The sequence below is a fragment of the Cryobacterium fucosi genome (assembly GCF_004403515.1).
In the GTDB taxonomy this organism is placed as follows: Bacteria; Actinomycetota; Actinomycetes; order Actinomycetales; family Microbacteriaceae; genus Cryobacterium; species Cryobacterium fucosi.
Window position 1 is genome coordinate 1 of the sequence record NZ_SOHH01000012.1, and the last position, 14,681, is coordinate 14,681.

Genomic DNA, 14,681 nt, shown 5'->3' on the forward strand with positions numbered 1-14,681 from the left:
GCCGGAGGCCCCGACCGCGTCGGCCACGGCGCCCGCCGCCGCACCGGCGCCCGCCCCGGCCGCTCCGAGCGGCACCGTCGACGGGTCGGTGGTGCACACCCGGTTCGGGCCGGTGCAGGTGTCCGTGACGATCGCGAACGGGACGGTCACCGAGGTCACGGCGCTCCAACTGACCAACGACGGCGGCCGCTCGGTCATGATCAGCAACCGGGCCGCACCGATCCTCCGCAACGAGGTGCTGGCCGCGCAATCCGCCCAGGTGCAGAACGTCAGCGGGGCCACCTACACGACCAACGGCTATCTCACCTCGCTGCAGGCGGCGCTCGATGCCGCCGGCTTCTAGCCGGTCCGGCACCGCGATGCCGCAAGGCGCCGAGGTCTCGTCCGAGGACGGCGCCGCCGGAACCGGCGCGCTCACCGTGACGTCCATGGGGACGGTGCTGAGCATCCGTTTCGGCGGGCCTGTCGGACCGGCCCGGCGTGACGCCGCCCGCGACGCGATCGCCCGCGTGTTCGGGCGGTGGGACGCGCGGTTCAGCCTCTACCGCGACGACTCGGAACTGAGCCGGGTCAACCGCGGGGAACTCCGCCTCACCCAGGCGAGCGTGGCACTGCGCGACTGCTACGCGCTCGCCCTCGACTGGCGCGACCGCACCGACGGGGTGTTCACCCCGCACCGGGCGGATGGCGTGCTCGACCTGTCCGGAGTGGTCAAGGCCCTCGCCATCGACGAGGCCGGGAGAGCGCTGAGCGCCCTCGGTCAGGGTGACTGGTCGCTGAACGCGGGCGGGGACATCCTCGTCTCCGGGGACCAGGCTCCGGGCCTCGACTGGATGGCGGGCATCGCCGACCCGGAGGACCGGGCCCGCTCGCTGGCCGTGGTTCCCCTGGCCGTGCCGCTCCGGGCGGTCGCGACCTCGGGCAGCGCCGAACGCGGCGACCACATTTGGACGGCCGTCGATGGCGGGCCGTCGCCGTACCGGCAGGTCACCGTCTTCGCCCGGGACATCGTGACCGCGGACGTGCTGGCCACGGCCATCTTCGCCGGCGGCGAGGCCACCCTGAACCGGAGCACCGAGACCTGGCCGGTCGAGGTGCTCGCGGTGCCCCGGGACGGGTCGCTCCTGGCGACCCCCGGGTTGCGGGCCTGACGCCGGCCGGTCCCTCCCGGCATCCGCCGGCACCCTTGTCGCGGGTGTTCGAAGAGCGTACCGTGGCTCGCGCGGGGGCACCCGGCCCTTCGCCTGGCGGGGAGGAATCGATCATGACAATGGACCCGGATGGGCTCTGGCCGCGTCGTGCGGACGCGGCGAACGACGGTCTGGACGAGGATCGCGATCTCGACGACATCGCCCTGACCCTCGACGAGGATCTGCCGATCGACCCCGACGCGGACGACTGGACCGTCGACGCCGATGACCGCTCCGTCGACTTCGACGACGCCGACGACCGCGATGCCGACCCGGATGCGGAGGACTACCGGAGCTAGCCGATACACCAGGGTGCGCCGGTGCGCGGGCCTGCGCCAGTCATCCGTGGCGCGCACCTAGGCTGGGCCCGTGACCGACATTCCGCGCCCCGGCCCCAAGGCCCCGAATGTCGCCGCGCCCCCGCACGAGGTCCCCGCGGCGGCCCGGGCTCGGCTCCCCGCCGTGCTCGCCCTTGCGACTGCCGCCGGAGCGCTGGCGGGCGGAGCGGCACGGCTGCTCTTCCTGGTCCTGTCCGATTCGTGGGGAACCCTTGCGAACACCAGCGCGCTCTGGGGGATCGTCCCCTTCTTCGCCGTGGCTGCCCTTCGGGTTCGAGGTCGCCGGGCGGTGCTTGCGGGGGCCGCGAGCCTGGCCGCGATGGTCGCCGTCTGGGTGCTCCTCGCCCCCGCGCCGCCGACCCCGCGTGAGGTCCTGCTCTGGGGAACCGTCGGCGTCGTCGCCGGAGCCCTCTGCGGTCTCGCCGGCAGCCTCGTGCGGCGGGCCGAGCCTGTGCTCCGGCGCACTGCGGCCGCGGCGATCGGCGGAGTCGTCCTCGGCGAGGGTCTCTACGGCATCCTGCTCATCGGGGGCCTCCAGTGGTGGCTGGAAGCGGCCGTCGGCGTCGCGCTCGCGCTCGGCTGGGGGCCCTCGGCGCGTGATCGGGCGGCGGCGCTCGCCGGGGCGGTACTCGTGGCCGGGGCGTTGTTCGGGGCGTTCGTGGCCTACGACGCGATCGCGGCCGGCTGACCGGTCGGCGGAGGGGACCCGGGCAGACGACGGTGGGCTTCGGCGCGCGAGGGCTCAGACCTTCGAGGTCGCGCGCCGCGACCGTGCCGCCAGGACCGCGATCGCGCGCCAGCCGAGCAGGAACAGGCCGAGCACGATCGTGGCGACGACGATGAAGCTCGGCTCAGCGCCCTGGCCGCCGGCGAGCCGCAACAGCATCCCGCCGGCCACCGTGCACAGCCAGATGCCGATGCCGGTCCAGACGATCCGGCGGGGCCCCCTCCACGCGCGCAGCAGGAGCCAGCCGATCGCGAGGCCGCCGAGGAACGGCCACCACGTGGTCAGGACCCCGAGGAGACCCTCGCCGTGGCTGGCCCGACCGATCAGGACGAAGACCAGCACGAGGCCGGCGTCGACGGACGCCGCGGCGATGACGGATGCCCGGGATGCTCGCTGTGCTGTCATCCTGCCAGCCTACGGGCCGGGACGCCGGGCGCCGGGACACTAGATCGAGGTGCCGATCAAGGCGCCGATCGCCCAGGTGACGCCGAGGGCGAGCAGGCCGCCGATGACCACCCGGGAGATGGCGCGGGCCTTGGGGCTGCCGCCGAGGTACGCGCTCAGCCAGCCGGTGATGACGAGGGCCACCCCGACCGCCACGAACGTGGCCGGCAGGCGCCAGGCGGGCGGCGGCAGCAACACCGCGAGCAGCGGCAGGATGGCGCCGACCGTGAACGCGAGGGCGGAGGCGAACGCCGCATGCCACGGATTGGCCAGCTCCTCGGTGCCGATGTGCAGCTCCACCTCGAGGTGGGCGCCGAGCGCGTCGTGCGCGGTCAGCTCGAGCGCGACCTGCCCGGCGGTGTCGGAACTGAGCCCCTTCGCCTGGTACAGGCCGGCCAGCTCGGCCAGCTCCTGTTCCGGCATGTGCTCGAGCTCCGAGCGTTCCTTCGCGATCAGGGCGCGCTCGGTGTCGCGCTGGCTGCTTACCGACACGTATTCGCCCAGGGCCATCGAGATGGCCCCGGCGAGGAGGCTGGCGACGCCGGCGATCAGGATGGCGGCGGCATCCGGGGTCGCGGCCGCAACGCCGACGACGAGGGCGGCGACCGAGACGATGCCGTCGTTGGCCCCGAGCACGCCGGCGCGGAGCCAGTTGAGGCGAGAGGCGTGGCCCGCGGAGTGGGGATCGGCGCCGTGGTCCGGTTCAGTCATGTCTGAATTCAACCATTGCCCGGTCGACGGCGCCACCAACGGCCGGCTGCCCTCAGTCCGGCTCCGGCCGTGCCGTGCCGGCGAGATCCGCGAGAGCGGTGTGGTACTGCCGGGTGCGGTAATACTCTCCGTGACCTCCGACTGCCGCGGTGTACCCGCTGGTGTCGATCTCGTCGGCGAATTCGTCGATCTGATTGCCCTCTCGCCGGTTCGAGAATGCCGGGAAGCCGAGCGGGTCGGTCGCCCGCCACAGGCTGACCCAGCGCCGGGCGGGAACCGGCGACGCGGCCGCTCCGGCATCCGCTTCGGCCGTTTCCGCCGCGGCGTCCGCGCCCCACGGGTCGGCCGCCCAGAACCGCGGCCGCAGGCACGGCGTGGTGCCGAGCACGGCCGGCCCGAGCAACTCGGGGAAGAAGCGCCCGAAGTAGGGGCGCAGTTGCACGCCGAAGGTGAGGAGCGACATCCGGGGGCGGAGCGTGGCCCAGTCCGGGTGCGACGACAGCGAGAACAGCGCGGCCAGTGACACGACGGCACCCATGCTGTGTGCCGCGAGCACCACCTCCCGCCGTCGGGCAGCCGGCGCATCCGATTCGGGGTGCAGCCACCAGAGGATGCGGCGGGACACCTCAGGCACGGCCCGTTCGGTGTAACACGGCGCCCCGAGCGGATGCCCCGCCCGGGGCAGAAAACAGGCCAGGTCCCAGACGATCGCCAGCGGCCGGGTCGACGGGCCGACCCCGGCGGGGAGGGCGAGTCCGGCCAGCACGAGGATGGCGATGCCGGCCCAGGCTCCCATGGACACGTCGAGCCAGGCCCGCACCCAGCCGGCATTCCCGGTCCAGGCCGCCCTGACCTCGGCCGGCACCGGAGAAGCGGATAGTTGCGGGTAGAGCCAGGAGAGTCCCTCCGTCGCGAGGACGGCGACGACGGCGGCTCCCGCCACGATCGCCACGACCGGCTCGACCAGGTGCAGGCGCGCGGCCGTTGCCCGTTTCCGTGTCCGCACCGGGCCGAGCAGGGCGAGCAGCTCAGCCGCGGAGCCCACCGGCATCGGCGGGTCCGCGGCGGTCGTCTCGTCGGCCGGGGTCGGCGCTGTCCAGGCGGCAACTCGGCGAGTCACCGACCTCGGCCGCACCAGGGCCACGCCGACGACGAGGAGCGCCGCGGTGAACAGAACCAGGGCGACGCCGCCGAACCACGAGTAGAGCATGGGGACGGTGAGCCGGGGATCAGGGGACACGCACGTGCCGGGGCAGATCGCTCGCGCGGTGACGGGCGGTTCGGCTGCGACCGGGCCGGAGCCGAGCAGCGCGCTCGCGCCTGCACCGCCGTTCAGCCAGTCGCCCGCCGCCACCGTGACGAGGCTGGATAGGACGAGCCCGACGCCGAGGGCGAGGCTGAGGAACACGGCAGGGGCCAGGCCGTGCCAGGCCTCGAACCGCAGCGCGGCACCGGCACGCGGGAGGCGGAAGAACACGCTCGACGCGATGACGGCGAGCATGAGCCCGACCAGCGCGAGGAGGGTCACGGCCGCGACCGTGTAACCGGACCGGCCGGATGCGTCGCCACCGGTGGACGGCCACCCCACGATCAGTAGCCCCAGGGTCGCGACATACCCTGCGGCGCTCAGGCCGGCCAGCGTCGTCTGCCAGCGGCCCCCCGCCGCCACTCGCTCCATCGGGAGGGTGCGAGTTACGAAAACGGTGACCAGGGCGGTGAGGAGCAGGCCGCCGCAGAGCCAGGCGGCGGCGATGACGACGCCACTCCCGCCGTCGACACCGGCCTGCGCGCCCAGCTCGACCGAGAGCAGGCTCAGCCCGGCCGCGAGGTGGCCGAGGGACAGACGGTGGGTTTCGCCGCGGTTGCTCCAGAACTGCGGCCGCGCGAGCAACGGCGCGCCAGCCCCCAGGGCGCCGGCGGACTCGGCCGGCGTTGACGGTTCCCGCGCGTCGAGATAGCGGTCGGCGACGTCGTAGCGCAGCCGGCTGATGCCCGACAACAGCCAGAGCCCCACCACGACCAGCACAGGGACCAGCGAGAACAGTGCCATCCGGCGCCCGGGCGTCCACAGGGAGAGCCCCTCGAACGGTTGCGGCAGCACGGTGCAGAGCAGGCTGCCCCCCGCATAGCACTGCACGGCGAGCAGGTCGACGGCGACTGACGTGACCGTCGACAGCAACAGCAGCGTGAGCAACACACCGAACAGGCGGACGAGCCCGGCGCGCACGCTCAGCCTCACGGTGCGGTCGTCGGTGGGCAGTCGCCAGCACCAGGCGGCGGCATTGGCGATGCTGAAAGGCAGCAGGAGCGACCAGCCGACCCGGGCGAGCCCGGCCACGAGAGCACCGCCCGGCCCGGTCGGCTCCGGGGTGCTGCGCACGAGTCCGCCCCAGGAGTACGCCTCGCGACGGATGCTGCGCGGCACGAAACCGCGCCGGCCCGCGGCATCCGGCGCTCGGCGAAGCCGGTCCAACGCGGGGGGAGTCGGGGCCCAGAAGCTGCCGAGCCGGTCCCCGGCCACGAGCTCGATGTCGTCGGCCGCAAGATCGAGAAGTACTGGCGGGGCGGTGTTGTTGATGCCGTGCACCCGCAGCTCGAGTACGCGCGGCTCGACCGGGCGCGGCAGGCGCGCGCGGGGCCCGGGCGCACCTCGGGAGGGAACCTTGTTCGACGGTGGACTCATCGTGGGCAAACCCCCGGGTCTCTGGCATCCGTTGCCTGTCAGTGCGATGGTATTGCCGCACCGGGTCTTTGGCCAGAGTTCGCGATGCCGATGTGGGACGCTAGAGTTTGAACTGGCCAGTATGTCTTGATGTCGAGCTACATTCGGCTCTGCACACTGTGCCCACACCCCTCGTACCGAGCAGGAACGCCAAGACGCGGATTGGAAAGAGCAGCGTGGATCTTTACGAATACCAGGCCAGAGACCTGTTTGAACAGTATGGAGTCCCGGTTCTGCCGGGCATCGTCGCGGACACGCCCGAAGAGGTGCGCGCGGCCGCCGAGAAGCTCGGCGGCGTCGTCGTCGTCAAGGCCCAGGTGAAGGTCGGCGGTCGCGGAAAGGCAGGCGGAGTCAAGGTCGCCAAGACCCCCGACGACGCCGAAGCCGCCGGACGGGCCATCCTCGGCCTCGACATCAAGGGTCACACCGTCAACCGGGTCATGGTTGCCGGCGGGGCGCGAATCAAGCAGGAGTTCTACTTCTCCGTGCTGCTGGACAGGTCGAACCGTTCCTACCTCTCCCTCGCCAGCTACGAGGGCGGCGTTGAGATCGAGGTGCTCGCCGTCGAGAAGCCCGAGGCGCTCGCGTACGTCGCGATCGACCCGACCAACGGCATCGACCTGGCCACGGCCCGTGAGATCGCGGTCGCCGCGAAGTTCCCGGCCGAGCTGGTCGACAAGGTCGCCCCGGTCTTCGTGCAGCTCTACAACGTGTTCACGGGCGAAGACGCGACCCTGGTCGAGGTCAACCCGCTCGTGCTCACCGAAGAAGGCGACATCATCGCCCTGGACGGCAAGGTCACCCTCGATGAGAACGCCGGCTTCCGCCACCCGAAGCACGCCAAACTCGAGGACGCGGCCGCCGCCGACCCGCTCGAGGCCAAGGCCAAGCTGAACGACCTCAACTACGTCAAGCTCGACGGCGTCGTCGGCGTCATCGGCAACGGCGCAGGGCTGGTCATGTCGACGCTCGACGTGGTCGCCTACGCGGGCGAAAACCACGGCGGCGTCAAGCCGGCCAACTTCCTCGACATCGGGGGCGGAGCATCCGCAGAGGTCATGGCTGCCGGCCTCGACGTCATCCTCGGCGACCCGCAGGTCAAGAGCGTGTTCGTCAACGTCTTCGGTGGCATCACCGCTTGTGACGCCGTGGCCCGCGGCATCGTCGGCGCGCTCGCCGAGCTCGGCAGCGCCGCGAACAAGCCGCTCGTCGTGCGCCTCGACGGCAACAACGTCGAGGAAGGCCGTCGCATCCTCACCGAGGCCAACCACCCGCTGGTCACTCTGGCCGCAACCATGGACGAGGGCGCCGACAAGGCCGCCGAACTCGCCCACGCAGCCCGCTGATCGAGCCTGTCGAGATCAAGGAATAAGGAACAGTAAATGTCAATCTTCCTCAACAAGGACTCCAAGGTCATCGTGCAGGGCATCACCGGCGGTGAGGGCACCAAGCACACCGCCCTCATGCTGGGGGCCGGCACCCAGGTCGTCGGCGGCGTGAACGCGCGCAAGGCCGGCACCACCGTCGTGCACGGCGACGTGGAGTTGCCCGTGTTCGGCTCGGTCGCCGAGGCCATGGCCAAGACCGGCGCGGATGTCTCGATCGCGTTCGTCCCGCCGGCCTTCACCAAGGACGCGGTGATCGAGGCCATCGACGCCGGCATCCCGCTGCTCGTCATCATCACCGAGGGGGTCCCCGTCCAGGACTCAGCCGAGGTCTGGGCCTACAACAAGGCCAAGGGCAACAAGACCCGCATCATCGGGCCGAACTGCCCTGGCATCATCACCCCCGGTGAGGCGCTCGTCGGCATCACCCCGGCGAACATCACCGGCAAGGGCCCGGTCGGCCTCGTCTCCAAGTCGGGCACCCTGACCTACCAGATGATGTACGAACTGCGCGACCTGGGCTTCTCCACCGCGATCGGGATCGGCGGCGACCCGATCATCGGGACCACGCACATCGACGCCCTCGAAGCATTCGAGGCCGACCCGGAGACCAGGGTCATCGTCATGATCGGCGAGATCGGCGGCGACGCCGAGGAGAAGGCGGCCGACTACATCAAGGCGCACGTCACGAAGCCGGTCATCGGCTATGTCGCGGGTTTCACCGCGCCGGAGGGCAAGACCATGGGCCACGCCGGCGCCATCGTGTCCGACGGGGCCGGAACCGCGCAGGGCAAGAAGGAGGCCCTCGAGGCCGCCGGGGTCAAGGTCGGCAAGACGCCGAGCGAGACCGCCACCCTGCTGCGCGAGGTTCTCGCGGCACTGTAGACGCGGCATCCGACCGATGGGCCCGCCCGATCAGGCGGGCCCATCGTCGTCTGCGGGGCAGCCCGGGCCCAAGTTGCTCTCTCGCCCGGTCGAATTCGACGGAGATATTGCCGGAAACGGCCTGAAATCGCCAGCTCAGCGGCCGAACGGGCAAAATCTCCGTCGAATTCGACGGGGGCGGCGAGGGCGAAACCCGCGGCCCGCAGGGCCAAGTAGGCTCGGGGCGGATGAACCGCATAACGACAGCCCTGCTCGCCGCTCTCGAGGCGGTCATCGTCGTCGCCATCGGCGTCGGAATCGCCCTCGTGCCACTCACGGTGCTCTGGGCCACCCAATTCGGCCTGGCCATCGACTGGGTCGTCTTCTGGCGGGCCGCGGTGGACGTCTGGCTGCTCGGCAACGGCGTCGACCTGACCGTGCAGCTCGACCCGGCCGTGGTCACCGCCCTCGGGCTGCCCGGCTCAGAGGCCCCGTTCCCGCTCACCATCGCCCTGCTCGGCTACGCCCTGCTGGCCGTGCTGCTCGGCCGGCGCACGGGTGCCCGCGCCGCCGAAACCCCCTACCGCTGGGTCGGCGCCGGGGCCGCCATCACCGCCTACGCCCTGCTCGCCACCGTGCTCAGCCTGACCGCCGGCACGGATGCCGTTCGGCCCTCGCTCCCGCAGGGAATCCTCCTGCCCACGGCGGTCTTCGCGGCCGGTGTGCTCAGCGGCGTGCTCCGCGGCCAGGCCGGTGGCGCCCTCGGAAGGCGCTACCGGGCACTGCCCGTCGTGGCACGCGACATCGCGGCGGCCGCTGTCCGCGGCGGAACGGCCGCCGCCGCCGCCATCGTCGCGGTCTCCGCCGTGGCCCTGTTCGTGCTCATCCTCAGCAACTACGCCACGGTGATCGGCCTCTACGAGACGGTGCAGTCCGGGCTGACCGGCGGCATCGTGCTCACCCTGCTCGAGCTCGCGCTCATCCCCAACCTGGTCGTCTGGGCCGCCGCCTGGCTCGTCGGCCCCGGCATCGCGGTCGGCGTGGGCACCAGCGTGTCCCCGGTCGGCACGGCACTCGGCTCCGTGCCCGGCCTGCCGATCTTCGGTGTGCTCCCGCACGGCACACTCGCCTTCGGTTTCCTCGGCCTGCTGGTGCCCGTGCTGATCGGCTTCCTCGCCGCGGCCGTGACCCGGCAGCGACTGACCGGTGCAGCCGCGGCGCGGCCCACGATTCCGCAGCAGCTCATCACCGGGCTGGCGACGGGGATCGTCGCCGGGATCCTGCTCGGGCTGCTCGCCTGGTGGTCGGGCGGAGCCATGGGTCCCGGGCGGCTCGTGGAGGTGGGTCCCAACCCCGTGCTCGTCGGGCTGCTCACCGCCGTTGAAGTCGGCGTCGCGGCCTGCGCCGGGCTGCTGACGCCGCATCCGTTCCACCGGGGCGGCGTCACACCGAAGAACGAACCGGCCGCCAAACGGTAGGCTCATCCCGTGCTGTCATTGGTCGTGTTGATCTCAGGCGGGGGATCCAACCTTCGCTCCCTGCTCGAGGCGTGCCAGGATGCCGAGTATCCTGCCCGGGTGGTCGCCATCGGCGCCGACCGTGACGCGGACGGTCTCGACCTCGGCGAAGAATTCGGGATCCCGACCTTCAGCGTTCCGTTCTCCTCCCACGCCAGCCGGGAGGCCTGGGGCGACGAAGTCCTGGCCCAGATCCGGCAGTGGACGCCGGACCTGGTCGTGCTGAGCGGTTTCATGCGCCTGCTCCCGCCGCGGGTGGTGGCCGCGCTGTCGCCGCAGCTGCTCAACACGCATCCGGCCTACCTGCCCGAGTTCCCCGGAGCCCACGGCGTGCGCGACGCGCTCGCCGCCGGCGTCCCGGAGACCGGGGCGAGTCTCATCGTCGTCGACACCGGTGTCGACGACGGACCGATCATCGCGCAGGAGAGGGTGCCGGTGCTACCCGGCGACACCGAAGCATCCCTGCACGAACGAATCAAGACCGTCGAGCGGCGCCTGCTGGTGCAGACCGTGCTCGACATCGCCAACGGACACGTCGACCTCGAGGAGCATTCCCAGATATGAGCGGGCACACCAACGACCAGAGCCTGTACCGCGAGCGGGACATCGTGCCGGTGCAGCGCGCGCTGATCTCGGTCAGCGACAAGACCGGCCTGCTGGAGCTCGCGGGGGCACTCGCCGCCGCCGGCGTCGAGATGGTGTCGACCGGCTCCACCGCCGCGACCATCCGCGCCGCCGGACACGACGTGACGGATGTCTCCTCCGTCACCGGTTTCCCCGAATCCCTCGACGGCCGGGTGAAGACCCTGCACCCGGGAGTGCACGCAGGCATCCTCGCCGACCTCCGCCTCGAATCGCACGAGGCCCAACTGAACGACCTCGGCATCGCGGCCTTCCAGCTCGTCGTCGTGAACCTCTACCCGTTCGTCGAGACCGTGGAGTCGGGCGCGTCCCCGGCCGAGGTCATCGAGCAGATCGACATCGGCGGACCGGCGCTCGTGCGCGCGTCGGCGAAAAACCACGCGAACGTGGCGATCGTAGTCGACCCCGACAACTACGACGAGATCGTCGCCGCCGTCGCCGGCGGCGGAACCACGCTGCGGCTTCGCCAGAAGCTCGCTTCGCTCGCCTTCGAGCACACGGCCGGCTACGACCTCAGCGTCTCCGCCTGGTTCACCGAGAACGTCTACGACCAGTGGCAGGACGACATCGAAGCCCTGGGCGATGAGATCCTCGAACAATTCGACGCCGTCATCGCCACCAATTTCGAGTCGGAAGCGTCGTTCCCCGACACCCTGGCCATCCAGGCCACCCGCAGGGCCGTGCTCCGCTACGGCGAGAACTCGCACCAGGCTGCGGCGCTCTACGTCGGCGACGGCGGCCAGGGCATCGCGCAGGCCGTGCAGCGCCACGGCAAGGAAATGTCCTACAACAACTACGTCGACGCGGATGCCGCCGTGCGCGCCGCCTTCGACTTCACCGAACCGGCCGTGGCCATCATCAAGCACGCCAACCCCTGCGGCATCGCCATCGCGGGTCCGAAGGCACCCGACGCGATCGCCTCCGCCCACCACCGCGCGCACGACTGCGACCCGGTGTCCGCGTTCGGCGGGGTCATCGCCGCGAACCGGGTCGTCACCCTCGGCATGGCCGAAACCGTCAGCCAGATCTTCACCGAGGTCCTCGTCGCCCCCGGCTTCGAACCCGCCGCGTTCGAACTGCTCAGCGCGAAGAAGAACATCCGCCTGCTCGAACTCCCCGCCGACTACCACCGGTCCTCGCTCGAACTGCGGCAGATCTCCGGCGGTCTGCTCGTGCAGGAGACCGACACATTCGAGGACTTCGACTCCTCCGGCTGGACCCTCGCCGCGGGCGAGGAGGCCGACGCGGCCACCCGCGCGGATCTCGAGTTCGCGTGGAAGGCCTGCCGTTCGGTGAAGTCGAACGCGATCCTGCTCGCGCGCGGCGGCGCATCCGTCGGCGTGGGGATGGGCCAGGTCAACCGGGTCGACTCCTGCCACCTTGCGGTGCTGCGCGCGGGCGGCCGGGCGGCCGGCTCCGTCGCGGCCTCCGACGCGTTCTTCCCGTTCGCCGACGGCCTGCAGGTGCTGCTCGAGGCCGGCGTCACCGCGGTCGTGCAGCCTGGCGGCTCGGTGCGCGACGAAGAAGTGATCGCGGCGGCCGTGGCCGCCGGGGTCACCATGTACTTCACCGGCGAGCGCCACTTCTTCCACTGACCCGGTCTTCCCGCCCACCCGTTCCTCCTGTCACCGCCGGGGGGACGGACGGTCGAGCGTCGCCGGCTGCGGCAGATCCCCGCAGACTCTGGCACGATTAAGAGGTCCGAGGTGCCACCAGACGCGTCGCGGAGGGAAGGGCAGTCGTGTCAGACCTCGAGGGGTTCATCCGGCCGGACTATCTGATCGCGCTCCTGGTCGCCGGCGTGGCCGCCGTGGCGGTCACGGCGATCACGGCGCTCGTGTTCCGGCTGGTCGGCCGGAAGGAGGCGTGGGCCCGCACCCTGGTCGGACTGGCCAGGGTCCCGTTCCGCCTGACGTTGCTGATGGGCACCATGTGGTCCGTCAACACGCTGTTCCTGCAGACCACGGCGGAGATCGAGCGCCTGGTCGACTTCGCCTTCCGGGCACTGTTCATCGCCGCGTCCACCTGGCTGGTCTGCGCGCTGCTCTACTTCTTCGAGGAGGTCGCCGCCGGCCGCTACCGCATCGATGTGCGCGACAACCGCGTCGCCCGGCGGGTGCGCACCCAGCTGCGGATGCTGCGGCGCATCGGCGTGGTCGTGATCATCATCTGCGCGATCGGGGCCGTGCTGCTGAGCATTCCAGGGGCCGCGACCCTGGGAGCCAGCCTGTTCGCCTCCGCCGGCCTGCTCAGCGTCGTCGCGGGCCTGGCCGCCCAGTCCACCCTCGCGAACGTGTTCGCGGGCATCCAGCTGGCCTTCAACAACGCCCTGCGGGTGGATGACGTGGTCATCGTGGAGAACGAGTGGGGGAAGATCGAGGAGATCACGCTCACCTACGTCGTCGTGCACATCTGGGACGACCGGCGCATGGTGCTGCCGTCGACCTACTTCACGACGAATCCGTTCCAGAACTGGACCCGGCACAACAGCGAGCTGCTCGGCGCGGTCGAGTTCGACCTGGACTGGCGGGTCGACCCGGCCGGGATGCGAGAGGAGCTGGACCGGATCGTCGCGCAGACCGAGCTCTGGGACGGCCGCGTCGTCGTGCTCCAGGTGACGGATGCCGTCGGCGGCTTTGTGAGGGTGCGCGTGCTGGTCTCCGCCGCCGACGCTCCCACCCTGTTCGACCTGCGCTGCCTCGTGCGAGAGAACCTGATCGACTGGCTCAACACCCACAATCCGGACGCGCTGCCGGTGGGCCGGATGGAGCTGCGGCGGGAACCCCTTCGGGAGCCTGCGGTGGCGCGCGGGCCGAAGCCGTCCCACCCCGTGACCGCGCCGATCGGGCTCTTCTCCGGCGACGAGAACGCCAAGGCGCGGGCCGCGGAGTTCACCACGTCGATCCCCGTGCAGGAGGGCCCGCGCTGACGAGCGCTGACGAGGCTAGTCTGGGTCAGTCGCCGCGCCACAACCGCGGCCCCAACCCACCGGCCCACAAGGCCAGCAAGGAGAAACAATCATGACCCTCACGCAACCATCACCGTCGCTGGATGCGCTCGTCGGAATCCCGTTCACCCACGAACGCGTGCTGATCACCACGGGCGCCCGCTCGGGTCTCGTGATCACCGTGGCCGTGCACTCGACCAGGCTCGGCCAGGCCCTGGGCGGCGCACGGATGTGGCAGTACGAGAGCTGGACCGATGCCGTCGCCGACGCCCTGCGCCTCTCCGCGGCGATGACGCTGAAGAACGCGGCCGCCGGGCTGAACCTCGGCGGCGGGAAGTCCGTCATCCACCTGCCGCTCGGCACCGCACTCACCGAGGCGGAGAAGCACGACGCCATGCTCGACCTCGGCGACGCGATCGACAGCCTGCACGGCGCCTACATGACGGCGGAGGATGTCGGCACGAACGCCGAGCTGATGGCCGTCGTCAAGGAACGCACCGACCACGTCTGCGGCCTCCCGGCCTCGAGCGGCGGAGTGGGCGAGCCCGCCGACGCGACCGCGGCGGGCGTCTACGCCAGCGTCGTCGCCACCCTCGAAGCACTGTTCGGCAGCCGCGAGGTGTCCGGCCGGCACATCGTCATCTCCGGGCTCGGCCAGGTCGGCGGCCGCCTCGCCACCGCGCTGGCCGCGGCCGGCGCCCGCCTCACCGTGAGCGACGTCAACCTCGCCCGGCGGGACCTGGCCGACTCGCTCGGCGCCACCTGGGTGTCCGTCGACGACGTGCACCTCGTGCCGGCCGATCTGTTCGTGCCGTGCGGCCTCGGCGGGGTGCTCACCGCGAGGGTGATCGGCGAACTCAATGTGCTCGGGGTCGTCGGCGCCGCCAACAACCAGCTGGCCCAGCCGGAGGGTGCCGCCCAGCTCGACGCGCGCGGCATCCTCTGGGCGCCCGACTTCGTCGTCAACTCCGGCGGGGTCATCTACCTCGCGCTCGCCTCAGAGCCCGGCGCCGACCTGGACGTCGTCGCGGCGCGGGTCGACGCGATCGGCGACACCGTGTCGACCATCTTTACGGATGCCCGCGAGCAGGGGATCACGACCCTCGCCGCCGCCGAGCACCTGGCCGCGGCCCGGCTGGACGCCGCGCGCCGCTGACGCCGCGCGCCGCTGCGGGGGAGTCGCGACACTCTCGC

General features: G+C 71.4%; 14 protein-coding genes. 11 read left to right on the plus strand and 3 right to left on the minus strand.

The window, feature by feature from the left end; genetic code table 11:
* The 4 genes from E3T48_RS00695 to E3T48_RS00710 form a co-directional block, all read left to right on the plus strand.
* On the plus strand, positions 1-343 hold a 343-nt coding region (locus E3T48_RS00695; protein WP_134521972.1), incomplete at its 5' end, for an FMN-binding protein.
* Positions 327-1,151, plus strand: coding sequence for an FAD:protein FMN transferase (locus tag E3T48_RS00700; protein WP_241986490.1), 825 nt, complete (start codon positions 327-329; stop codon positions 1,149-1,151). The genes E3T48_RS00695 and E3T48_RS00700, both read left to right, overlap by 17 nt.
* A 113-nt stretch (positions 1,152-1,264) precedes the next feature.
* A complete protein-coding gene (locus tag E3T48_RS00705) occupies positions 1,265-1,489 on the plus strand; it encodes a hypothetical protein (protein ID WP_134521973.1) in 225 nt (74 codons plus the stop codon).
* A gap of 70 nt (positions 1,490-1,559) precedes the next feature.
* Positions 1,560-2,216, plus strand: a complete 657-nt coding sequence (locus E3T48_RS00710) for a DUF6518 family protein (protein ID WP_134521974.1) — start codon at positions 1,560-1,562, stop codon at positions 2,214-2,216.
* A gap of 54 nt (positions 2,217-2,270) precedes the next feature.
* Here the strand turns inward: E3T48_RS00710 and E3T48_RS00715 are convergent, their stop codons facing one another.
* Genes E3T48_RS00715 through E3T48_RS00725 form a run of 3 tightly spaced genes read right to left on the minus strand, consistent with a single transcriptional unit; the run spans position 2,271 to position 6,093 of the window.
* A complete protein-coding gene (locus tag E3T48_RS00715; RefSeq protein ID WP_134521975.1) occupies positions 2,271-2,660 on the minus strand; it encodes a DUF3054 domain-containing protein in 390 nt (129 codons plus the stop codon).
* 39 nt (positions 2,661-2,699) lie between these two features.
* A complete protein-coding gene (locus tag E3T48_RS00720) occupies positions 2,700-3,410 on the minus strand; it encodes a VIT1/CCC1 transporter family protein (RefSeq protein WP_134521976.1) in 711 nt (236 codons plus the stop codon).
* A 52-nt stretch (positions 3,411-3,462) separates the two neighbouring features.
* The gene (locus E3T48_RS00725; RefSeq protein ID WP_134521977.1) at positions 3,463-6,093 is read right to left on the minus strand and encodes a hypothetical protein; all 2,631 of its coding nucleotides are present in this window, start codon (positions 6,091-6,093) and stop codon (positions 3,463-3,465) included.
* A gap of 215 nt (positions 6,094-6,308) precedes the next feature.
* On the opposite strand from E3T48_RS00725, the gene sucC reads away from it, so the two are divergent.
* The 7 genes from sucC to E3T48_RS00760 all read left to right on the plus strand — a co-directional run bounded on the left by sucC (position 6,309) and on the right by E3T48_RS00760 (position 14,643).
* Positions 6,309-7,478 (plus strand): ADP-forming succinate--CoA ligase subunit beta, encoded by a 1,170-nt coding sequence (sucC, locus tag E3T48_RS00730; RefSeq protein ID WP_134521978.1) that lies wholly within the window; start codon positions 6,309-6,311, stop codon positions 7,476-7,478.
* Positions 7,479-7,514: 36 nt separating this feature from the next.
* A complete protein-coding gene (gene sucD, locus E3T48_RS00735; protein WP_134521979.1) occupies positions 7,515-8,402 on the plus strand; it encodes a succinate--CoA ligase subunit alpha in 888 nt (295 codons plus the stop codon).
* Between the two features lie 227 nt (positions 8,403-8,629).
* A complete protein-coding gene (locus E3T48_RS00740) occupies positions 8,630-9,859 on the plus strand; it encodes a cell division protein PerM (RefSeq protein WP_174844115.1) in 1,230 nt (409 codons plus the stop codon).
* A gap of 9 nt (positions 9,860-9,868) precedes the next feature.
* On the plus strand, positions 9,869-10,462 hold the full coding sequence (gene purN, locus E3T48_RS00745; RefSeq protein WP_134521980.1) for a phosphoribosylglycinamide formyltransferase: 594 nt from the start codon (positions 9,869-9,871) through the stop codon (positions 10,460-10,462).
* On the plus strand, positions 10,459-12,135 hold the full coding sequence (gene purH / locus E3T48_RS00750; protein ID WP_134521981.1) for a bifunctional phosphoribosylaminoimidazolecarboxamide formyltransferase/IMP cyclohydrolase: 1,677 nt from the start codon (positions 10,459-10,461) through the stop codon (positions 12,133-12,135). Before purN ends, purH begins: the two co-directional genes overlap by 4 nt.
* A 146-nt stretch (positions 12,136-12,281) precedes the next feature.
* Positions 12,282-13,469: a mechanosensitive ion channel family protein gene (locus E3T48_RS00755; RefSeq protein WP_241986492.1), complete on the plus strand. Its 1,188-nt coding sequence runs from the start codon at positions 12,282-12,284 to the stop codon at positions 13,467-13,469.
* Between the two features lie 91 nt (positions 13,470-13,560).
* A complete protein-coding gene (locus E3T48_RS00760; protein ID WP_134521982.1) occupies positions 13,561-14,643 on the plus strand; it encodes a Glu/Leu/Phe/Val dehydrogenase dimerization domain-containing protein in 1,083 nt (360 codons plus the stop codon).
* The last annotated feature ends 38 nt before the right edge of the window (positions 14,644-14,681 follow it).